We start from the raw sequence: 21,077 nt of genomic DNA, 5'->3' as shown, positions 1-21,077 counted from the left end.
CACAAAATGGCAGCAAAGAATCTCGCCGTGATCTCGGCCGGTTTGAGTCAGCCGTCATCGACCCGGATGCTGGCCGATCGACTCGTGGCGGCCACGGTCTCACGGCTCGAAGACGCCGATGTCGAGGTCACCGTGCAGACGTTCGAACTGCGCGACCTCGCGCACGACATCATCAACAACATGCTGACCGGGTTCCCGAGCCCGAAGCTCGACGCTGTGATTGAGGCTGTGACGACGGCCGATGGTCTGATCGCCGTGACGCCGATCTTCACGACGAGCTACAGCGGCCTGTTCAAATCGTTCTTCGATGTGATCGACAACCAGGCGCTCGCCGGGCTGCCGGTTGTGATCGCGGCGACGGCGGGAACGCCGCGGCATTCGCTCGCGCTGGATTACGCAATCCGGCCGATGTTCACGTACCTGCACGCTGTGGTCGTGCCGACCGGCGTGTTCGCCGCGTCGGAGGACTGGGGCAGCGGTGACGACGCGGTCAAGACGCTGCCCGATCGCATCGAGCGCGCCGCGACTGAGCTGGCGCCGTTGGTGGCGGCATCCGAACGCTCGAGCCAGGTGCGCGACCCGTTCGTCATCACGAGCGACCTCAGCCCGGTGGGTGGTTTTCAGCCGGAGTAGTGCCCCCGGATTTTACAAAACGACGGAGATCTTCGCGACACGCCGAACCAGCGATCGCGACACGCCCAGCGGCGGCCAGAATCTCCGTCGTTTTGTTGCGGGCCCGCAGAGGTGCAGATTGGGCGAGAACCGCATGATTTCAAGGGTGAATGTCAGGGGTATCGAGTATTCTGGTCAGAGAGGCAAAAAAAGTTCAAAACACTACATGTAGTGGAATGACAAGCGTGTGATTCACGTTATATAGTGGGTAACCACCGCACGAACACTTCGGATGGGGTTCGTAAACACAGGGTTTTCGAGCAACTGCGGTAGAGCCGGTGGCGCGGCTTGAAAGCTACTCTGGGGAGGCCAATATGGACTACGAAAACGACACAGTCGGCGGCTACGCAGTGCCCGTCGACCCCATGGATCTTCTGCAGTGCGACAGCTGCCAGTAGGCGGCGGCACTTCGACACGCTCAGCAACCGCAACAGGTAAGCTCAGCGCCTATTAGCCAGAACCCCGGTCACACCATGATGGTGCAGCCGGGGTTCTTGCTTGTCCGGGGGCGGCCAGGGGAGGAGGCCCAGCGGCATCCGTAGAATGAACGGGTGCCAGTGAACCCCGAAATCCAAGGCAGGGTCTACCCGCCGACCGAGCCGTACCTTGTCGGCCGGGAAAAAATCCGCGAATTCGCGCGCGCCGTCTTCGCGACCAATCCGATCAACACCGATCCGGATGCCGCCCGCGCGGCCGGTCATGCCGATGTCGTCGCGCCGCCGACCTTCCCCGTCGTCGTGCAAGAGGCAACCCTGGCGCAACTGCTGGCCGACCCGGATGCCGGCATCGACTTCAGCCGTGTCGTGCACGGTGAGCAGCGTTTCAGCTACACCCGCCCCGTCGTCGCCGGCGACGAGTTGACAGCCCAATTGACGATCACGAGCGTCAAGACGCTGGGTGGCAACGCGATGGTCACGGCCGAATCCGCCATCACGGATGCCGCCGGCCAGCACGTCGTGACCGCCACATCCACCCTCGTCGTGAGAGGGGACGACCAGTGAACGCCCTCGCCTCCGACTCGCCCGCCTTCGACTCGCTCGCCGTCGGCGACCTGGTCGCGGAGGCCGAGTACCCACTGACGCGAGATTCCCTCGTGCGGTACGCCGGGGCATCCGGCGACTTCAACCCGATCCACTACCGCGACGATGTCGCGGCATCCGTTGGGCTGCCCGGGGTGCTCGCCCACGGCATGCTCACCATGGGGCTGGCCGTGCAGGCCGTTGTCGACTGGGCGGGCGACCCCGCTCGCGTGGTCGACTATCAGGTGCGCTTCACACGCCCGGTGCTCGTCGACGCGGCTGAGGGCGCGACCGTTACGGTCACTGCCAAAGTCGGCCAGCTGGATGCCGATGCTCGCGTCGCGCGCATCGACCTCACCGTGAGCGCGGCCGGCCAGACCGTGCTCGGCAAGGCACAGGTGCGCGTCAGGCTCGCGTGACCGAGCGCGTACCGCGCAGATCAAACAAGGTGCGGGGCAAACAAGGCGCAGAGAAAACACGGCGCAAAACAGGACCAAGCAAAGCAACGACGTAGCAGGAATTCAGAACAGAGCACAGAACGCAGCCATGACGACTTCATCGATGACGCACCCGACCGCGTTGTCCGAACTCACGACAATCCGTGTCGGCGGTGTGCCGGCCAGCCTCGTGGCGCCACCCACCGAGCCTGAGCTCATCGAGACGGTGCGCGCGATCTGGCAAGATCGCCGGCACTGGCTACTGCTCGGCGGCGGCTCGAACACGGTCGCAGCCGATCGCGGATTCGACGGCACGGTCATCCGCATCGTGACGACCGGAATCGAGCGGCTTGACGACGGCTCGAGCGACCGGGTTCACTTGCGGGTACAAGCAGGAGAGCCGTGGGATCGCGTCGTAGCGACAGCGGTGCGAAACGGCTGGAGCGGCATTGAAGCGCTCTCGGGCATCCCGGGCTCGACCGGGGCAGCGCCCGTGCAGAACATCGGGGCATACGGGCAAGAGCTGTCCGGGTGCCTCACCGCCGTCGACTTTCTCGACGAGGCAACCGAGCAGCTGCGCCGGATGCCGGCTGCCGAGCTCTCGCTCGGCTACCGCACGTCGGCGTTCAAGCGGGGGCTGGCCGGTGTTGTCACCGCGGTCGAACTCGAACTGATGGCAGACACCACGCAGATCGGTGCGCCGTTGTCCGCGCCGGTGGGCTACGCCCAACTGGCGGACGCGCTCGGCGTGCAGCTCGGAACCCGGGTGCCGCTCGCGGAGCTGCGGCGCACGGTGTTGGCGCTGCGCGCCTCCAAGGGCATGGTGCTCGACCCGAACGATCCGGACTCGGTCAGCGCCGGCTCGTTCTTCACGAACCCGATCGTCGGCGCGGAGTTTGCTTCAACACTGCCAACCAAGGCGCCGCGCTGGCCACTCGAAGAGGAGGAACCGGATCTTGTGGTGCCACTGGACGCGACGGATGCCGACCACAGCCGGTCCGTCGCAGCGGTCGCGGAGGCGGCCGGTCAGCGCGCCCTGCGCCAGGCCGCACGAGAGCGCACGGTGAAACTGAGCGCGGCGTGGTTGATCGAGCAGGCGGGCATCCGTCGTTCGTTCGCTCTGCCGGGCTCGCGCGCCGCGATCTCAAGCAAACACACTCTGGCGATCACGAACCGCGGCGGTGCCACGGCCGAGGAAATCGCGCAGCTCGCCCGCTATGTGCAGGGTCGGGTGCAGTCCGAATTCGGAGTGGTGCTGCAGCCGGAGCCCGTGCTCGTCGACGTGTACCTGTAGCCGGCATCTGCGCTCTTCCCTGGCCGAGCGCGAGGCCGGCGCACTCGGCGGTGATGGCTAGGCGCGCTTGCGCTGCTCGCGGCGGATGAGCGACAGCAGGGCCATCAGCAGGATGAACGCGCCGAGCGCGATCACCGCGGTCAGGATGACGCCGCCGGCGCCGAGCGCGCCGGCCCACGCGCTGAACGCCGCGCCGTTCGTCGGCGAGCCGACCACTGTCAAAATCAGTACCGCCGTCGCGCTCACCAGCAAGCCCCACACGATCGCCCCCGAGCGGATGCGCGGCCGCGGCCGAGCAGGCTGCCTCCCGGTCGCATCCGGTGACGCCGCGCTCGGCGCAGCAGTAGTTGGCGAGGCAGTAGTTGGCGCAGCAGCAGCTGGCACAGCGGCTGCTTCTGCAACAGTGTCTGAAACGCTGCCTGCAACGGTGTCTGCAATGCCGCCTTCAACGCCGGCGTCACCGGTGCCGGTGTCGCTGCTGTCGCTGGGAAAAAGCGTGTCGGTCACGTCGGACTCCTCGGGGTCGTGGCGGTCGGTCTCATTGCCGCTGTCGGCGGCTCTGGCGGTCATCGCGTTGGCTTTGCGGATGCGGGCGCGCCAGGCGTGCTCGTCGTAAGCGGCGGCGTCGGCGCCGTCGACGAACCGGGTACGCCGTCTGTGGCCGTCCGGTCGTACACGACGTCGACGGAACCGACCCACTGGGTGATGCGCACGATCACGTCCGGCATGGCGGCAGCACCGTAGCTGATCGAGGATCGCACGGCACCATCGGCCAGGCGCGTGATTGTCGGATCCTGCGCGGTGGTGCTGTTCTGGTTGATCGTGCGGGCGTCGAAGGCCCGCCCGCCCGTCTGCTGCGTTGCCTCGACTCGAACTGTGAGCCCGCGCACGATGTAGACCTGAGTCTGCCCGATGCCCTGTTGCACGTCGATCACACGCGTTGCATCCGGCGACGTCGTACCGCTGTTCGCATCCAGGTAGAGGGAATAGGTACCGAGCGGTACGAAGACTCGCGTGCTCGCAACGCCTTGATCATGTGCCGAGCCGATGACCAGATCGCGGCCGCGCGGTGGCAGCGCCGTGAGCACGCTGGCAAGCACGAGAAGGATCGACACGAAACTCAGGAATCCGCTGCGCCGCCGCAGCACGCCGGCCAGAATGATGGCCAGACCGAAGACAAGGGTTGCGCTCGCAAGGCCGATCGTGACGGCGTAGCCCGCGATATCCGGAGTGCTGAATGCGACGGCCGTTGTGATCGCGCCGGCGAGGATCGCGACGCCGAAGGTGATCCCGATGTATGCGCCGCTGGTTCGCGGATTGGCGAGCCTGCGCTGCCGGCGTGCTTCATTCGCCTCCGCTGCCATCGCCTGGGACTGGGCGCGGATCTCGGCAGAGCGTTGCTGGCGCACGGCGCGCTGCTCGGCGTCCTGCGTGCTACGCCACGCGTCGTGCTCGGCCTTCCACTGGGCCTGGGACTCCTTCCACGCTTCGAGACCTTCCGGGTCGCTCGGCGCCTGCGACGCGGGAGGCGCCGGTTCGGCGGTTGCGGAGCCGGCCGTTGCGTGGCCGGTGGCAGGCGCGGTGGTGGCGGCGAATGGTGCTGCACCAGCGGCATCCGTTCGGAGGTTCGCCGTGCTGTCGGAGAATCCGGCTCCCGGGGCGGGAGGCGTCGCGGAAGCCGTTCGCGCGCCCGTTTGCTCGCCCCGGGAAGTCCAACGGTTCGATCGTGCCGCCCAGACGATCACGGCCACGATGAGGCCGACGATCACCAGGCTCCACAGCGTGCGGCCGACAGCTGCGGGCCAGAACGGCTCGCTCCAGAACTGGGCTCCGGCCCACCAGATACCCTGTGTGACCGGCAGGAAACTGAGCAGTGCGATGACCGCGATCGCCACGACCGGAGGGTCCAGCCGCCCGGAGATCAGCCGCTCCAGGTGGATGTTGTCCTGCGAATCGGGCAGCAGCAGCCACGCCGCGGCGTAGAAGAGGAACGCCGGGCCGCCGAGAACGGCGATCACCACGAGGATGCCGCGCACGATGAGCGGATCGATGCCCAGGCGCTCGGCGATGCCGCCGCAGACGCCGCCGATCCAGCCGTTGCTGCGCACGATGCCGAGGCCGCGCATCCAGTTGAAGAAGCGGTTGGAGCCAGCGCTGCCCTGGGAATAGTTGGGCGCGGTGTTGCCGGGTTGATTGTTGCCGGGTGGAGTGCTGGTGGGTTCTGCCATGTCTCCAATGCTGGCGGCGCCGGCCGCCTGCCGCTATCAGGGACTCCCCTGAGCGCACCCTGAATCTTGCACTGCACCGCCCACGAGCTTGCGGACTCTGATTGGATGCTTACGTGACTCCCGCCGCACCCCCCGCCCCCGTGCGCCCCGGGCGAGCGCCCCTTCAGCGCCCGCGCGAGTGCGTGCTCGGTGGCGTGTGCGAGAGCTTGGCGCGCCATCTCGGCGTATCGGTGTTGAGCATGCGTTGGCTTGCCGTCGGCCTGGCTTTCTGCGGTGGCGCCGGACTGCTGCTCTACCTGTGGCTGTGGGCACTTGTGCCGCTCGAGCGAGCTGATTTCCCACGGGAGGTGGCCGGCGTGCACGAGGCGCCCGGCCGGTACAACGTGCCCGGTTTGCACGGTGCGGGAGTGCACCGTGGCGTGCCCGTCGCCTGGCTGCTGCTGGCGGTCGCCGCGGTGAGCGCCGGATTCGTCCTCGTGCTGACCGGCCAGGATGCGAGCAACCCGGATGCGAACGTCGCGATTCCGCTGGTCACTGCTGCGGTCTCGATGATCGCGTGCGCGGCGGGAGCGGTCGCATGGGAGCAATTCGTGGACGTGAGCGGCACTGCTCGGCCGCGATCGGCATCCGTCATTCGAATTTTGGCGGGCGTGCTGCTTCTCGGTGTCGCGCTACTGCAGATGTTCGCGAGCGGGTCACACCCCGTGCTCGAGTTGCTCCTGGTGCTGGTCACCTTGTTGGCGGGGCTGGTGGTTCTGCTCGGGCCGTGGGGGTTGCGGCTCTGGCAGGAGGTGATCGCAGAGCGCACCAAGCGGGTGCGTGAGGAGCAGCGGGCGGAGATCGCCGCGCACCTACACGATTCCGTGCTCCAGACGCTCGCGCTGATTCAGAATCGGGCCGGCGCATCCAGCGAGGTTGCCCGCATTGCGCGGGCGCAGGAACGAGAGTTGCGCGAATGGCTGTACGCGGGCGGCGGCCCGGTCGAGGGCGATCTGGGCAGCGAGTTGCGCGATTTCGCGGCAGCGCTCGAACTCGACTATCCGGTGCACATCGAAGTGATCACCGTCGGCGGCAGTGTCGGCTCCCCCAGCCTTCAGTCGTCGAACGGCGAGGTTGCAGCGGCCGTGCGAGAGGCGATGCTCAATGCCGCGCGGCACGCGGGCGGTGACGTGTCCGTATATCTGGAGGGCTCGGCATCCGCCCTCGATGTGTTCGTACGCGATCGTGGCGCCGGCTTCGACCCGGCTGCGGTGCCGGCCGATCGACTCGGCGTGCGGGAATCGATCGTCGGGCGGATGCGTCGCGCCGGCGGACGTGCAACCGTCGCGCCGGGCGCGGGCGGCGTCGGCACGGAAGTGCACGTGCATATCGAACGGCAGAGCACGGGGAGTGAGAGGAGTACGGGGAGTGAGAATGCTCGGCCTCAGAAAGTCGCCCCTGAGGGGGTTGAACCCAAGGGGTTTGAACCTGAGGAGAAGGAGGGATACACGTGAATGATTCGCCGATCACGGTGGTGATCGTTGACGATCACTCCATTTTCCGTTCCGGGCTGCGCGCCGATTTGGATGCGTCGATCCAGGTGCTCGCCGAGGCCGGCGATGTGAGTTCTGCCGTCGAGGCCATCGTCGAGCATCAACCGCGCGTCGTGCTGCTCGACGTGCACCTGCCGGGCGGAGCCGGCGGGGCCGGTGCCGGTGGAGTCGGTGGCGCCACTGGGGGTGTTGGTGGTGCTGCCGCTGGCGTGGCCGCTGCCGCCGGGGCGAGCGGTGGCGCTGAAGTGTTACGCCGCTGTTCGGGGCGCTGCCCGAACACCCGGTTCCTGGCGTTGAGTGTCTCGGATTCCGCTGAGGACGTCGTCGGCGTCATCCGGGCGGGAGCGCGCGGCTACATCACCAAGGGCAGCTCGGGTACCCAGGTCTCACAGGCCGTTCGCGCCGTCGCAGACGGCGACGCGGTGTTCTCCCCGCGCCTGGCCGGCTTTGTTCTGGATGCGTTTGGGGCGGCATCCGGTGAGCAAGCGGAGGCGAGCGACGAACTGGACCGTTTGTCGGCCCGCGAGCGTGAGGTTATGCGGCTGATTGCGCGCGGGTATTCCTATAAAGAGGTCGCGGCCGAGTTGTTCATCTCGATCAAGACCGTGGAAACGCACGTGTCTGCCGTGCTCCGCAAGTTGCAGCTTTCGTCGCGGCACGAGCTGACGGCGTGGGCGCTGGAGCGGCGGCTGCTGTAGTCGCAGAGACGGTGCGAAAGGTGATGCCGGGCAGAGCTCGTTCCCAGAGCTTGTCGAAGGGTCTGCCCGTTGAGAGTTCAGTCTCAAAGTAGTTGACGAAAGTCAACTATCGCTATATAGTTGACCGTTGTCAATTATTAGCAGGAGTCAGATGTCACGCGACACGCGTCCCACGCAATCACGCACCAAAGAACGCAGCACAGAAGGCAGCGCAGCAGGCAGCGCAGCACGCACAGCAGTATCGGAGCCCGTGGCCGCCGGCGGGGGAATGACCCACCGCCAAGTGCTCGAAGCTTTGTCAGGGCTCCTCCTCGGCATGTTCGTCTCGATCCTGGCCGGCACGGTGGTCAGCACCTCGATGCCGTTGATCATCTCCGACTTGAAGGGCGACCAGTCCGCTTATACCTGGGTTATCACGGCCACCCTGTTGGCGACCACGGTCTCGACCCCGCTCTGGGGCAAGTTCGCCGACCTCTTCAACCGAAAGCTGCTCATCCAGCTCGCACTTGTCGTTTTCGTGCTCGGCTCGGCCTTGGCCGGGTTCTCGCAGAACACCGGTACCCTGATCGGCTTCCGGGTGTTGCAGGGCCTCGGTGCCGGCGGCCTTGCCGCGCTCAGCCAGATCATCATGGCCGACATCATCAGTCCGCGTGAACGCGGCAAGTACGCCGGACTGTTCGGTGCAGTCATGGCGCTCGGCACGATCGGCGGCCCGCTACTCGGTGGCGTGGTGACGGATGCCTTCGGCTGGCGCTGGAACTTCTTCATTGCGCTGCCCGTTGCGATCGTCGCAATCCTGCTGCTGCAGCGCACTCTGCACCTGCCGAAGCTTGCCAAGCGAGCGGTCTCGATCGACTATTTGGGTGCCGTGCTGATTACCGCCGGAGTCTCGCTCCTGCTGGTCTGGGTGACTCTGGCCGGCACTCAGTTCGAGTGGGCATCGCTGACCTCGTTTGCGATGGTGCTCGGTGCGGCGGCGCTGTTGATTACCGCCGTCATCGTCGAGTTCAAAGCGAAGGAGCCGATCATCCCGCTTTCGCTTTTCAAGAACCGAACCTTCACCCTGTCCGTCATCGCCAGTATCTCTGTCGGCGTGTCGATGTTCGGCACCTCGGTCTACCTGGCGCAGTACATGCAGTTGGCGCGCGGTGCGACGCCCACCGAGTCCGGACTGCTGACCATTCCGATGATGGCTGGCCTGCTGATATCCTCGACCCTGTTCGGAAACCTGATCAGCCGCCGCGGCAAGTGGAAGTCGATCATGGTGTCCGGCTCTGTGCTGATCGTCGCCGGCTCGCTCCTGTTGGGCAGCCTGCAATATCAGACCAGCCTGGTGCTAGTCGGCGTCTACATGTTCATTCTCGGCGTCGGCGTCGGCATGATCATGCAGAACCTGGTGCTGGTTGTGCAGAACACGACGGACGTAGCACGTCTCGGTGTCGCCACAAGCGGAGTGACATTCTTCCGCAGCCTCGGTGGCACCATCGGCGTGTCGGTGATGGGCACGGTTCTCGGCACCTACATCGCCAACCACATCAAAGACGGCGTCGGCGCTCTGAGCCCGGCCAACCAGGCTGTTGCAGCGCACGCCCTCGGCGATGGGACGATCCCGCACGTCGCGAGCCTTCCGGGTGCGATTCGAGTGCTGGTCGAGTCGGCGTACGGCTCCGGCGTCGGGTTGGTGTTTTTGGTTGCAGCACCGCTGGCCGTGGTCACACTCATCATGGTCGCGTTGCTGCCCAACATCCCACTCGGCACCAAGAACGCGATCGACCTCCAGCGCGACAAGCACGCAGCGCACCAGGTCGAGGTGGAAGATGTGGAAGACACCCTGATCGGCGTGAGCGCCGGATATGTGGCGCTCCCGCCGGTCGGTCAAGCGCACCCGACCGGTTCGATTCGGGTGATCGACAGCGCGCATGGGGACGCGCCCGGGGCGGGTTCGCGTTAGGAGGCGGAGATCATGACTGAGATGCGTGATACGGATGCCCCCGCGACTGCGGTGACGGATGCCGCCGTGCGGGACGCGCCGGAAGCTGCGATGGATGCCGCTGTGGGTGCGGTGACGGATGCCGCTGTGGGGGACGCGATCGTGGATGTCGAGGAGCAGCTGAGCGTGCTGATGGGCCATGTCAGGGCAAGCATCCGCGATACTGCCGTGCGTGTGGATCCGGCACTGCAACCGTTCGGTTTGACGGTGTTGCAGACGCTGGGTCGCTGCGGGCCGCTTCATGCCGGCTCTCTTGCCGACCATCTCGCGGTCGACCGGAGCATGATCAGCAGGCAGGCCCGCCAGCTGGAAGAGCTCGGGCTGGTCGAGTTACGGGTTGACCCGAGTGACGGCCGTGCACGCATCATGGCGCTCACGCCGCGCGCCGTGGCAAGACTCGAGGAGGTGCGCGCCGGAAACGCGGCACTGATGCACACCCGCCTTCGCGCCTGGCCGCTGGATGACCTGCGTCAGATCGCCGCCCTCCTCGGGCGCCTGAACGGTCCGGCCGCGTAGTGCCGGAGATATCGACACTCTCGCGGGTTGTCAATATGTCCTAACAAAGCTGGCAAAAGTCGTGTATCGTGAGGATTCACTGATTCTTACGAAGAGAAGGCCTTCGCGCAGCATGACAGAGCCCATACCAACGGAGCCGGCACCGACCGAGCGCGCACTGCCTGAGCACGCACAGTCAGATCGCTTCGACGTCATTACCATCGGCAGAGTCGGTGTCGACATCTACCCGCTCCAGCATGGCGTCGGACTGGAGGACGTCGAGACATTCGCGAAGTTCCTCGGTGGCAGCGCGACCAACGTCTCGATTGCCGCAGCCCGGCATGGACTGCGTTCGGCCGTGATTACCAGGGTCGGCAACGATCCGTTCGGACGGTTCGTGCACCGAGAACTGAGTCGGCTCGGAGTCGACGATCGGTTCGTCAGCGGTGTCGAGGGCTTGAACACCCCGGTGACGTTCTGTGAGGTCTTCCCGCCTGATGACTTTCCGATCTACTTTTATCGGGCCCCGATCGCACCGGACCTCGTGATCAACGATGACGAGCTGGACCTGGCCGCGATCGCAGACGCGAAGATCTTCTGGGCCACGGTGACAGGGCTCTCGCAGGAGCCGAGCCGCTCGGCTCATCACGCCGCCTGGGCAGCGCGCGGACGTGCGCCGCTGACGATCCTCGACCTCGACTACCGACCGATGTTCTGGGAATCACGAGATGTGGCGCACCACGAAGTGTCCCGTGCGCTGGAGCAAGTTACGGTCGCTGTTGGCAATGCCGAAGAGTGCGAGGTCGCCGTCGGCGAGACCGAGCCGATGCGCGCAGCGGATGCTTTGCTCGATCGAGGCGTGCAGCTTGCGGTGGTCAAGCAGGGGCCGCGCGGTGTGCTGGCGAAGACTCGTGATGAAACAGTCGAGGTCGGCGCGTTCCCGGTCGAGGTCGTCAACGGGCTCGGTGCCGGCGACGGCTTCGGCGGGGCACTTTGCCATGGCCTGCTCGAGGGCTGGCCGTTGGAACGGGTGATCGCATTCTCGAATGTCGCAGGGGCGATCGTGGCCTCCCGACTGGAGTGCTCGACCGCGATGCCATCCAGTGACGAGGTCGAGGACGCCCTCCGTGCCGGGTCGCTTTCGGTCGGCACTGGCGATGCCGGCCTGCTCGGCGGCCCGCTCGGCGGCACAGCGACGGGAGACGTCAATGCCACCGCGTGAATTCCCGGTCGACACGATCGAAGGACCGCTGACTGCGAGCGACTTTGCGCACATCCGCAGCGTCAGGCTCACGGAGCCGGCTGCGATAACTCACGCACTCGACGCTCGGCGACGCAGGCCGCTCGCGGTCGGAGACAACCGGCTGTTCATCATCGCAGCGGACCATCCCGCTCGCGGTGCGCTGGGTGTGGGGGATGACGCCATGGCAATGGCCAACCGCTACGACCTGCTGCAGCGGCTCGCACTCGCGCTGAGCAGACCCGGTGTGGACGGCGTGCTCGGAACCCCGGACATCATCGAGGACCTGGCGATCCTGGGCGTGCTCGACGACAAGATCGCCGTCGGCTCGATGAACCGGGGCGGGCTGCGCGGCGCGGTCTTCGAAATGGATGACCGCTACACAAGCTACGACATCGACTCGATCGCCGAATCGGGTCTCGACTTCGCCAAACTCCTGCTGAGGATCAATCTCGCAGACCAGCACACGGCGAGCACCCTTGAGCGCACGGCGCGCGCCGTCACCCACGCGGCCGAGCGCAAACTGCCGATCATGATCGAACCGTTCATCAGCGAATGGGCCGACGGGCACATCCACAACGACCTGAGCGCGGAAGCGGTGATCATCTCCATGGCGATCGCGGCAGGGCTTGGCGCGAGTTCGGCGTACACCTGGCTCAAGCTGCCGGTTGTTCCGCAGATGGAACGCGTCATGCAAGGCTCGACACTGCCGACGTTGTTGCTCGGCGGTGACCTGAACGGCAGGCCAGATGAGACGTACCGTTCCTGGGAGCACGCGCTGGCGCTGCCCGGAGTTCACGGTCTGGTCGTTGGGCGCACCATTCTGTATCCAGCGGATGGCGATGTCGCCGGCGTGGTCGACACCGCGGCGCGGCTCGTGCACGCCTGAGTGGAGGGGGAACAACCGGTGCAAACGAACGAGTGGCTTTTTCCGGCAGGTACAACCAAGCGCGACGGGTGGTCGAGCGTTATCGACGCGCAGGTCGACGGATGGCGACACACCGGAATCCGCATCGGCGAACCGTTAGCGGGCACCGCGCTCGCGCTCGACGCAGGCGAGGTGGAGCGCATCGTCGTTCCACTCGCCGGCTCGTTCCGGGTGCACGTCGGTGATGGTGGTGGCGTCGATGGCGACGGCAGTGGCGGTGATGGTGATGGTGGCGCCATGTCGCACGACTACGAATTGGGAGGTCGTTCCAGCGTCTTCGACGGGCCTACGGATGTGCTCTATGCCGGGGCAGGATGCTCGCTGTCGATCAGGGGAAGCGGGAGGGTCGCGGTTGCCGAGGCGCCGGCATCCGTTCGCAAACCGACGCAGTACATCGCGCGCGACGACGTGCCCGTCGAGCTGCGCGGAGCAGGACGATCGAGCAGACAGGTGCACAACTTCGGAACACCAGGCGCGCTCGACGCGGCGAAGCTGATCGTCTGTGAGGTGATCACGCCTGCCGAGAACTGGTCATCGTATCCGGCGCACAAGCACGACGAGCACGTGCCGGGCGTGGAATCGCGACTCGAGGAGATCTACTACTTCGAGACCGCGGTCACGCGCGGTGCGAGTGGGTCAGACGGGGCCGCGCCATTCGGCATGTTCGCCACGTACACGTCGTCGGGAGGAGAGATGGCGACCAACGCTCTCGTTCGCACGGGCGATATCGCACTCGTGCCCTTCGGCTATCACGGCCCGGCCGCCGCGGCGCCGGGCTACGACCTGTACTACCTGAATGTGATGGCGGGCCCGGACGACGAGCGGGTCTGGAACATCACGGACGACCCGGCACACGCCTGGGTCCGCGGGATGTGGGACGGTCAGGAGATCGACCCGCGGCTGCCGTATGCGAGATTGAATGGAGACAACCGATGACGACCAGGAGGATGACCGTCGCTCAGGCACTTGTGGAGTTTCTCGCCCACCAGTGGACAGTTGACGGTGAGCTGCGGGAACGAACGATCCCCGGAATGTTCGGTATCTTCGGCCACGGAAACGTTGCAGGCATCGGGCAGGCGCTCAAGCAGTTTGCCGTTGAGGATCCGACGCTCATGCCGTACCACCAGGCACGCAACGAGCAGGCGATGGTGCACGAATCCGTCGGGTTCGCCCGGATGCGTCGCCGTCGCGCAACCTTCGCATGCACGTCGTCCGTTGGACCAGGTGCGACCAACATGCTCACCGGTGCTGCCTTGGCGACGACCAACCGGCTGCCTGTGCTGCTGCTGCCTTCTGACACGTTCGCAACGAGGGTCGGCGACCCGGTTTTGCAAGGACTCGAGGCGCCGCACGATGGCAGTCTGTCCGTCAACGATGCGTTCAAGCCGTTGTCGCGCTTCTTCGATCGAGTGCAACGTCCGGAGCAGTTGTTCTCCGCCGCGCTTTCGGCCATCCGCGTGCTCACCGATCCCGTGGAGACCGGCGCCGTCGTGATCGCGCTGCCGGAGGATGTGCAGGCCGAGGCGCTTGACGTGCCGGTCGAGTTCCTCGAAGACCGCGAATGGCACATCCGCAGGCCGCAGCCGGATCGTGAGGCGCTTGAGCGTGCCGCGCACGCCATCCGGAACGCGAAGAAGCCGTTCATCGTCGCGGGCGGCGGCGTGATCTATTCGGATGCGGCCGGCTCATTGCGTGCGTTCGTCGAAGCGAGCGGGATCGCGGTCGGCACCTCGCAGGCCGGCGTCGGCGCGTTGCCGTGGGATCACGCGCTGTGTTTGGGAGCGGTCGGTGCGACGGGTACCACGGCTGCTAACCGGTTCGCGGCGGACGCGGACCTGGTGATCGGCATCGGGACGCGGTACAGCGATTTCACGACGGGGTCGCGGTCGGCATTCCAGAATCCGGACGTGACGTTCGTCAATGTGAACGTCGCCGGCTTCGATGCATTCAAGCTCGGCAGTAGCATTCCGGTCGTCGCGGATGCGCGTGAGGCTCTCGATGCGCTGACCGCAGCCCTCGGTGACGCGCGCACCTCCGCGGAGTACGGCGCACGAGTTGCCCGCGAGAAAACGCATTGGGACGCCGTCGTTGACGCGGCGTTCACGCCGAGCGGCGCACCGCTTCCCGCGCAAGCGGAGATCATCGGTGCGGTCAACGCTGCGTGCACCCCACGCGATGTCGTGGTCTGCGCGGCAGGGTCGCTACCGGGCGACCTGCACAAGTTGTGGCGTGTGCGTGATGACCTCGGCTACAACGTGGAGTATGCATACTCGTGCATGGGTTACGAGATCGCCGGAGGACTCGGAGTCAAGCGCGGTGCGCCGGATCGTGACGTGTTCATCATGGTCGGTGACGGCTCCTATCTGATGATGCATACCGAACTGGTGACGGCCGTGGCCGAGGGTATCAAGGTGATCGTCGTGCTGGTCCAGAACGACGGATTCGCGTCGATCGGCGCTCTGAGCGACACGGTCGGTTCACAGCGCTATGGCACCAAATATCGGTATCGCGATGAGGAGCACAACGGGTTCGAGGCGGGTGAGCGGCTCCCGGTGGATCTGGCGGCGAACGCGGCAAGCCTCGGCATCGACGTCATTCGAGTCGAGCCGGCCCCGGATGTGATCGCTCGCCTGCGTGACGCGCTCGTCCGGGCTAAAGCATCCAACACGGCAACTCTCATCCACGTGAACAGTGACCCTCTGCTGTTCTCGCCAGATGGAGAAGGGTGGTGGGACGTGCCGGTAGCCGCGGTATCAGCTCTCGAGTCGACCCAGAGGGCTCGGCTTCAGTACGAGCATGAGCGCACGGTGCAGCGCCCGCTGCTCCGGTAGCCGAGCGGCGGGAGCTTGTGCGCCGGCTGTTTCGGCAATCTCACCACAACAGCTCAGTCGTTCTCCTCCTTCGTTACCTTCACCGAGACGACTCCGCGGATCTCCGAGAGGCCCTCGACGAGGTCTTCGAGCGGGCCTGGCTTTTTGGCGTGGAACTTCATCTGTGCGATGACGCGCGGTGCCTTGCCTACAGCCTCGATCTTGCGTGTGTCTGTCAGGGACGCCTCGTAGCCGAGCCGGGTGGCTGCGACCAGGATCAGACGCAGAATGCCGCGACCCTCCTTGTACTGCACGATGAAGATCTGATCCTTGTCGATGGTCGGAATCCTGCGGCCGAGAATCGTGAGCACGCCGACCGCAGCGAGATACAGAAGCGTCGCGGATGTCGCCAGCACGAGCATGCCTGCCCCGCATGCCATTCCGATGGCGGCCGTCACCCAGATGGACGCTGCTGTCGTAAGCCCGTTGACGACGTTCTGTCTCACGAAGATGACTCCCGCGCCGAGGAAGCCGATGCCGGACACGATCTGCGCGGCAATACGGGAAGGGTCAAGCACGACCTCCGTGCCGATTACGGTGCTGAACCCGTAAGCGGAGACGAGCGTAAACACGGCCGCCCCAAGGCCGACCAGAGTGTGCGTACGCAGCCCCGCGCTTTTGAGGTGACGCTGTCGCTCGAATCCGATAACAGCAGAGAGGACGAACGCGACGACGAGAAGCAGCAGCTGCGTCAGCGTCGACGCCGAGAACGGTTCGAGTGAGATCATTTCTGCCTTTCGGCCGATTCCGCGGCCTGTAACAGATAATGATAGTATGTCCGAACATGACTGCGGTAATGCGGCATCGATATCGGCTACTAGGCGGCGCCCTCGTGCACTAGAGTTTGTAAAGACATATTGATCTTTGCCAATCCGGGATCCAAAGAAGGAGTACCGATGATTACGGTGGCGGGTGCGCCGGTCAGCTTCGGCGTTTTCGAGTTGAGTCCTGAGGATGGTGTCAAGCTTGCAAATGCTGACGAGGTGTGTACAGTCCTGCGTGACACCGGCTATGCCGGGGTAGACATGGGGCCCGTCGGGTTTCTGGGGCGCGATGCCGAGTTGCGAGAACGACTGACCCGCTACGGCCTCGAACTCGCAGGCGGCTGGATCGATCTGCCCTTCTCCGATGGCGAGGCGTTCGACGCGGCGCTGGCGACACTCGACGACACACTCGATGTTTTCGTCGAGGCGGCCGAGGGTGAGCCGAGCAGGTTACCACTGCCAACGCTGGCATGCAGCGGCTCCGCCATGCGTAGGGCAAATCCGGGTGGAGGAGCGCAGTTCGCGCTGACCGACGAGCAGTGGAAACCGTACGCAGACAATGTCACGCGCGCCGTCGAACGCGTGCGCGGCCGTGGGCTGGAGCCGACGTTCCACCATCACGCTTGCACCTATGTCGAAACTCCTGCCGAGATCGACCAGCTATTGAGCCGCACGGATGTCGGGCTCACCTTCGACACCGGCCACCTCATTCTCGGTGGTGGCGATCCGCTCACCGGATGGCGTCGCTGGAGAAAGCGCATCAACCACTTGCACCTCAAAGATGCGCGCAGCAGTGTTCTGGAATCCGTCGTGAAGGGCAAAGGCGACATGCGGGCAGTTTGGGCCGGTCGGGCGTTCGTGCCGTTCGGGGAGGGAGATCTGGATCTGAACGGCATCATGAACGAGGTCGTCGCCAGCGGCTTTGACGGTTGGCTGATCGTCGAGCAAGACACCATCCCGCGCATCGACGACGATCCGGCTCAGATCGTTGTCGACCACGGCACGAACCGGGAGGCATTGAGAAAGTGGCTGTAACCACTCGCAGAATCCGGGTCGGTGTCGCAGGCCTCGGCGCCGTGGCTCAGTCTGTGCACCTCCCGCTGTTGCAACGACGGTGGGACCTGTTTGAGATCGCAGCCGTCGCCGACCTGTCAGCCACCGCGACGAACGCAGTCGGCGAGCAGTTCGGTGTCGGGTCGGAACATCGACACACGAGCTTGGACGAGATGCTCGAGCGGGAGTCGCTCGACGGTGTGCTGCTGCTCACGTCGGGCTCGCACGGAGATGCGGCGGCAGAATGCGTGAGGCGCGGTGTCGGCGTGTTCTGCGAAAAGCCGCTGGCCTACACGCTGGCCGAGATCGACAGGCTGCAGGCCGCCGAGGCCGTGGCGGACAGACCGCTGCTCCTTCTCGCGTACATGAAGGAATATGACGTGGCCGTACAGCGGCTACGCGAACGCTTGCCCACGGCATCCGAAATGCGTTATGTGAATGTCGAAGTGCTGCACCCGAGCGGGCCGTCGCAACTCGCCTACGCGAACATTCGGCGGCCGGTGCACGACGCGGATCCGGATGCCCTCGCCGCCGTCGTCGACGCCGGTCACGCGGTGATCCGGGAGGCCATCGGAGCTGAGGCACCGCGCGAGTTCGGCGACCTGTACGCGAACGTGATTCTGGGTAGTCTCATTCACGATATCTCGCTGGTGCGCAGCCTGTTCGGACAGATTCGCGACATCGAGCGTGCGACACTGTGGGCGACGCAGGATGCGCCGGGGTCTCTGGAGGTCTCCGGCACTATCTCGGATGAGGTGCGTTTCCATCTGCATTGGCATTATCTGGAGAACTATCCGCGCTATCGCGAAACCGTGACGATGCATCACACGACCGGCAGCCTCGAGCTTGAGTTCACCGTGCCGTATCTGCTCAATGCCCCGACGGAGCTGCGCATCGTCTCGCGGGACGGCGAGGGAGAGTCGGTCGAAGTCGTCCGCGATGTCGCGGAGGCTTTCGAACGCGAACTGGTCGCGTTCCACCGCATGGTGACGGAGCGGACGGCACCGCCGACCGGGTCGGCGCAGGGCCGACTCGACGTCGTGACGGGGCAGAAGATCACCCGTGCGCTCGCGGCGAGTCGGGGCATTCCCCTCGGAGGCGAGGCGGCGGCGACCGCCCTTGCGTAGCACGCGTCGTTGTTTCTGATAATGTCAGCACATATACAATGGGATGCGTCCTGCCATAGAAAGCCGGGGTGAGCAATGAGCGACACAGCAGACACCACGCTGTCAACGGATTTGTTCATGAGCATTGATCGTTCAGGTCCGATCCCGTTGTATTACCAAGTTGCGACACGAATCGAAGAGGCTATTCGCGACGGTCGGCTCCCGGCAGGGGCAAAACTGGAGAACGAAGTTGCGCTCAGCGAGCGGCTTGGCTTGTCACGGCCGACTATCCGCAGAGCGATCCAAGACGTCGTAGACAAAGGCCTTCTTGTAAGGCGTCGGGGAATCGGCACTCAGGTTGTGCACGGTGAGATCACCCGTCAGGTGGAGCTCACAAGTCTGCACGAAGATCTCGAACGCTCGGGCAGGCATCCGTCAACCGTCCTCCTCGTGCGCGAGGTCATTCCGGCCGACGAGGCGATAGCGGCGCTACTCGTGGTGGCAGAGGGCTCACCGGTGCTGCATCTGCGGCGCTTGCGCAGCGCCGATGACACACCCGTCGCGATCCTCGAGAATCATCTCCCTGCGGATTTCGCAGACCTGAGTGAAAGCGATCTCACGCGCTATGGCCTGTATCAGGTCTTGCGCGCCCGAGGCACGACCATGCGCGTCGCCCGCGAGCGCATCGGGGCCAGGCGAGCGACTAACCCGGAGAGCAAGCTGCTGGACATGGACAAGGGCGCACCGGTGCTCACCATGGACAGGACCGCATATGACAGCTCGGGTCGCGCTGTTGAGTATGGGCGCCACTGCTACCGCCCTGACATGCATTCGTTTGAGGTCACACTCGTCGACCGTTAGGTCGGCGTCGCTCGTTGCATACGACGGCGACGTGTTCGGACAAGCGTACGTTGACCCCTGACGTTTAAGGCTTCTTATGTCGTGAAGTTAACGCGCGTCGTACGACCCGGAGAGCTCTTCCACGACCCCGAGCAGGGTCGGGTACCGCGTGCCGCCACCGCCGACCGCGATGAAGTCGGGAGCGAGAAAGGCCGGGGAGTCGATGGCACCGCGTGAGTATCCGAGATAGTTTCCGCCGGACTGTTCCAGGATCAAAATCCCGGCGGCAACGTCCCACGGACTGGTCGAGAACCCCATCGTCGCGTCGGCCCATCCGGCGGCAACGTGGGCGAGACACAGCGCGGCACTGCCGAAGTTGCGTACCGCCTGGAAGCCGACCAGCAGCGTGCCGTGCGCCTCGAGGGCGGCGGCATCGAAGAGTTGCAGGTCACGCGCGTTGGGAAAGCTTGAGACGATAGTCGCTGAGAGCTCGTTTTCTGCGGCCAGAGCGTGAAGTCTCCGCCCGCCCAGCCAGGCGCCGGTGAGGTCCGCGCTGAACAGATCACCGCTGACCGGGTTGAAGACGACGCCGGCAACCACACGATCATCGATGACGGCTGCGATGGAAACGCACCATAGGGCGATGCCGCGAGCGAAATTAGAGGTGCCGTCGATCGGGTCAATGTACCAGATCACCCGCCCCGTGCCGATTTTTCCGCCCTCTTCGCCGATGATGGTCGAGTCGGGAACCTCACTGAGGATCACGGAGACGATCTGGCGCTCAGAGGCTTTGTCGTGCACCGTGACGATGTCGTGTACGTCGCGCTTGAAGTCGAGCCGCATCGTGGTGCGGAAGGCGGCGAGCAGCTGATCGCGCACACTCCGCGCCGCCGTGGTCGCGACGCCTCGTAGGCTTCGGGATTCCTCTTGGATATTCATGTCGCGGCCCGATAAGTCAGGAGCGCGGTGCCTTGTGCGTCCGTGCCGTCGTCCGGCGCTACGTGCATCAGGATGTCACCGGAGTCCTCGGTGAGGGCGAAGGGATTGCGAGTGACGACGTGTCCGGCATCACTGAATGCGGCCACTGGCATTTCTTGTTGCACCCGATGGGCCGGGAAGTCGACTATCGCGATGCCACCGAGCTCGCACGGGTCACTTCCGTGTTGAGTCGGTAGGACCGCAATGCCGCTGCACAAGACTCGTCCGCCTCCCGCATACTGTGCATCCTGGTAGTCGACGAAACCGCTCGGATTCGACCAGCGATCGAGTTCTGTTCCATTTTGAGTCCATGTGGTGAACTCCCTGGATCCCCAGTTGGCGCCGTGCAGCACCCCGTTCTCGGCATCGCTGACAATCCAGCCGACATGATCCCGAACCCGGAATCTCTCCGTCACCTCGAGCGTTGCGGGATCGATTGTGAATACGATTGCGTTGCTGGCGGGACGGTACTCGGCCACGGGCACCCATACCTCGGCCCCGTCAAAAGCAATGCCGCCGGGGTGATAGTTGTGACCGTCTGCAAGAAGGATGTCGCGCAGGAGACTTCCCTCGTCGTCCAGAACAAATACGTGACCAATGCCACGACCCGCAGTTCTCCATGGTGGATTCGGGAGGCGTTGCGGTTCCTCAGTGACCTCGACCGACGAAAGGATGATGCGGTCTCCGGCGAAGGCCAGTCCTTGTGGGTGGTGGGTCGCGAATCTGAGGGGGATGCGTCCCACGAGTTCCCAGCGCGTATCACGTCCGGCCTGGAAGACGCTCCGCGCGCCCGTCATCAGGTTTATGTTGTCGCCTGTGTACATGGATGAGTCCGCCTTAGTGAACCTGGAGAGAAGGGGGGCATCAGATTGCCTCCCCACCATCGTGCCTTCTTACAATATCCTTTGTAAAGACATATGATGCGTCACGCTC

20 protein-coding genes are annotated in these 21,077 nt (G+C 64.9%); 15 read left to right on the top strand and 5 right to left on the bottom strand.

From position 1 onward, the window contains the following. The first annotated feature begins 6 nt into the window (after nt 1–6). The 4 genes from QU604_RS18440 (at nt 7) to QU604_RS18425 (ending at nt 3,422) form a co-directional block, all read left to right on the top strand. Nucleotides 7–633, top strand: a complete 627-nt coding sequence (locus tag QU604_RS18440) for an FMN reductase (protein ID WP_308466064.1) — start codon at nt 7–9, stop codon at nt 631–633. Between the two features lie 590 nt (nt 634–1,223). Continuing rightward, a complete protein-coding gene (locus QU604_RS18435) occupies nt 1,224–1,673 on the top strand; it encodes an FAS1-like dehydratase domain-containing protein (RefSeq protein WP_308466063.1) in 450 nt (149 codons plus the stop codon). Further along, a complete protein-coding gene (locus QU604_RS18430; protein ID WP_308466062.1) occupies nt 1,670–2,110 on the top strand; it encodes a MaoC family dehydratase in 441 nt (146 codons plus the stop codon). Before QU604_RS18435 ends, QU604_RS18430 begins: the two co-directional genes overlap by 4 nt. A 100-nt stretch (nt 2,111–2,210) precedes the next feature. After that, nucleotides 2,211–3,422 (top strand): UDP-N-acetylmuramate dehydrogenase, encoded by a 1,212-nt coding sequence (locus QU604_RS18425; protein ID WP_308468972.1) that lies wholly within the window; start codon nt 2,211–2,213, stop codon nt 3,420–3,422. A 57-nt stretch (nt 3,423–3,479) separates the two neighbouring features. Here QU604_RS18425 and QU604_RS18420 read toward each other — a convergent pair whose 3' ends face one another. Next, nucleotides 3,480–3,929, bottom strand: coding sequence for a hypothetical protein (locus tag QU604_RS18420; protein ID WP_308466061.1), 450 nt, complete (start codon nt 3,927–3,929; stop codon nt 3,480–3,482). 59 nt (nt 3,930–3,988) lie between these two features. Next, the gene (locus QU604_RS18415; protein ID WP_308466060.1) at nt 3,989–5,650 is read right to left on the bottom strand and encodes a PspC domain-containing protein; all 1,662 of its coding nucleotides are present in this window, start codon (nt 5,648–5,650) and stop codon (nt 3,989–3,991) included. A 113-nt stretch (nt 5,651–5,763) separates the two neighbouring features. Between QU604_RS18415 and QU604_RS18410 the strand changes: the two genes are divergently transcribed. The 8 genes from QU604_RS18410 (at nt 5,764) to iolD (ending at nt 15,364) form a co-directional block, all read left to right on the top strand. Further along, nucleotides 5,764–7,143, top strand: coding sequence for a PspC domain-containing protein (locus tag QU604_RS18410; RefSeq protein WP_308466059.1), 1,380 nt, complete (start codon nt 5,764–5,766; stop codon nt 7,141–7,143). Beyond that, a complete protein-coding gene (locus QU604_RS18405; protein WP_308466058.1) occupies nt 7,140–7,880 on the top strand; it encodes a LuxR C-terminal-related transcriptional regulator in 741 nt (246 codons plus the stop codon). The genes QU604_RS18410 and QU604_RS18405 overlap by 4 nt, the downstream gene beginning before the upstream one ends. Nucleotides 7,881–8,148: 268 nt before the next feature. Then, complete coding sequence (locus QU604_RS18400; protein ID WP_308468971.1) at nt 8,149–9,831, top strand: MDR family MFS transporter; 1,683 nt, start codon at nt 8,149–8,151, stop codon at nt 9,829–9,831. Between the two features lie 12 nt (nt 9,832–9,843). After that, the gene (locus QU604_RS18395) at nt 9,844–10,386 is read left to right on the top strand and encodes a MarR family winged helix-turn-helix transcriptional regulator (RefSeq protein ID WP_308466057.1); all 543 of its coding nucleotides are present in this window, start codon (nt 9,844–9,846) and stop codon (nt 10,384–10,386) included. Nucleotides 10,387–10,498: 112 nt separating this feature from the next. Next, entirely contained in the window at nt 10,499–11,587 is a 1,089-nt protein-coding gene (iolC, locus tag QU604_RS18390; protein ID WP_308466056.1) for a 5-dehydro-2-deoxygluconokinase, read from the top strand. Continuing rightward, nucleotides 11,574–12,494, top strand: a complete 921-nt coding sequence (locus QU604_RS18385) for a class I fructose-bisphosphate aldolase (RefSeq protein ID WP_308466055.1) — start codon at nt 11,574–11,576, stop codon at nt 12,492–12,494. The genes iolC and QU604_RS18385 overlap by 14 nt, the downstream gene beginning before the upstream one ends. A gap of 18 nt (nt 12,495–12,512) precedes the next feature. Then, on the top strand, nt 12,513–13,469 hold the full coding sequence (iolB, locus tag QU604_RS18380; protein WP_308466054.1) for a 5-deoxy-glucuronate isomerase: 957 nt from the start codon (nt 12,513–12,515) through the stop codon (nt 13,467–13,469). Continuing rightward, on the top strand, nt 13,466–15,364 hold the full coding sequence (gene iolD / locus QU604_RS18375; protein WP_308466053.1) for a 3D-(3,5/4)-trihydroxycyclohexane-1,2-dione acylhydrolase (decyclizing): 1,899 nt from the start codon (nt 13,466–13,468) through the stop codon (nt 15,362–15,364). Before iolB ends, iolD begins: the two co-directional genes overlap by 4 nt. 53 nt (nt 15,365–15,417) lie before the next feature. On the opposite strand, the gene QU604_RS18370 is transcribed toward iolD, so the two are convergent. Continuing rightward, on the bottom strand, nt 15,418–16,131 hold the full coding sequence (locus QU604_RS18370; RefSeq protein ID WP_308466052.1) for an MgtC/SapB family protein: 714 nt from the start codon (nt 16,129–16,131) through the stop codon (nt 15,418–15,420). Between the two features lie 168 nt (nt 16,132–16,299). Between QU604_RS18370 and QU604_RS18365 the strand changes: the two genes are divergently transcribed. The 3 genes from QU604_RS18365 (at nt 16,300) to QU604_RS18355 (ending at nt 19,187) form a co-directional block, all read left to right on the top strand. Beyond that, on the top strand, nt 16,300–17,202 hold the full coding sequence (locus QU604_RS18365; protein WP_308466051.1) for a sugar phosphate isomerase/epimerase family protein: 903 nt from the start codon (nt 16,300–16,302) through the stop codon (nt 17,200–17,202). Continuing rightward, nucleotides 17,193–18,347 carry a Gfo/Idh/MocA family protein gene (locus tag QU604_RS18360; RefSeq protein WP_308466050.1) on the top strand — a complete coding sequence of 385 codons (1,155 nt, stop codon included), beginning with the start codon at nt 17,193–17,195 and terminating at the stop codon, nt 18,345–18,347. The genes QU604_RS18365 and QU604_RS18360 overlap by 10 nt, the downstream gene beginning before the upstream one ends. 75 nt (nt 18,348–18,422) lie before the next feature. Further along, a complete protein-coding gene (locus QU604_RS18355) occupies nt 18,423–19,187 on the top strand; it encodes a GntR family transcriptional regulator (RefSeq protein WP_308466049.1) in 765 nt (254 codons plus the stop codon). Nucleotides 19,188–19,274: 87 nt separating this feature from the next. Here QU604_RS18355 and QU604_RS18350 read toward each other — a convergent pair whose 3' ends face one another. Together QU604_RS18350 and QU604_RS18345 are read right to left on the bottom strand one after the other, a co-directional pair. After that, a complete protein-coding gene (locus QU604_RS18350) occupies nt 19,275–20,105 on the bottom strand; it encodes an inositol monophosphatase family protein (RefSeq protein ID WP_308466048.1) in 831 nt (276 codons plus the stop codon). Next, nucleotides 20,102–20,941: a DUF6454 family protein gene (locus tag QU604_RS18345; protein ID WP_308466047.1), complete on the bottom strand. Its 840-nt coding sequence runs from the start codon at nt 20,939–20,941 to the stop codon at nt 20,102–20,104. Before QU604_RS18345 ends, QU604_RS18350 begins: the two co-directional genes overlap by 4 nt. Nucleotides 20,942–21,077: the final 136 nt, after the last annotated feature.

This window comes from Rathayibacter sp. SW19 (assembly GCF_030866825.1).
Taxonomy (GTDB): domain Bacteria; phylum Actinomycetota; class Actinomycetes; order Actinomycetales; family Microbacteriaceae; genus Rathayibacter_A; species Rathayibacter_A soli.
Note: the sequence above shows the minus strand (reverse complement) of the source record. Positions and strands in the feature narration are given on the sequence as shown.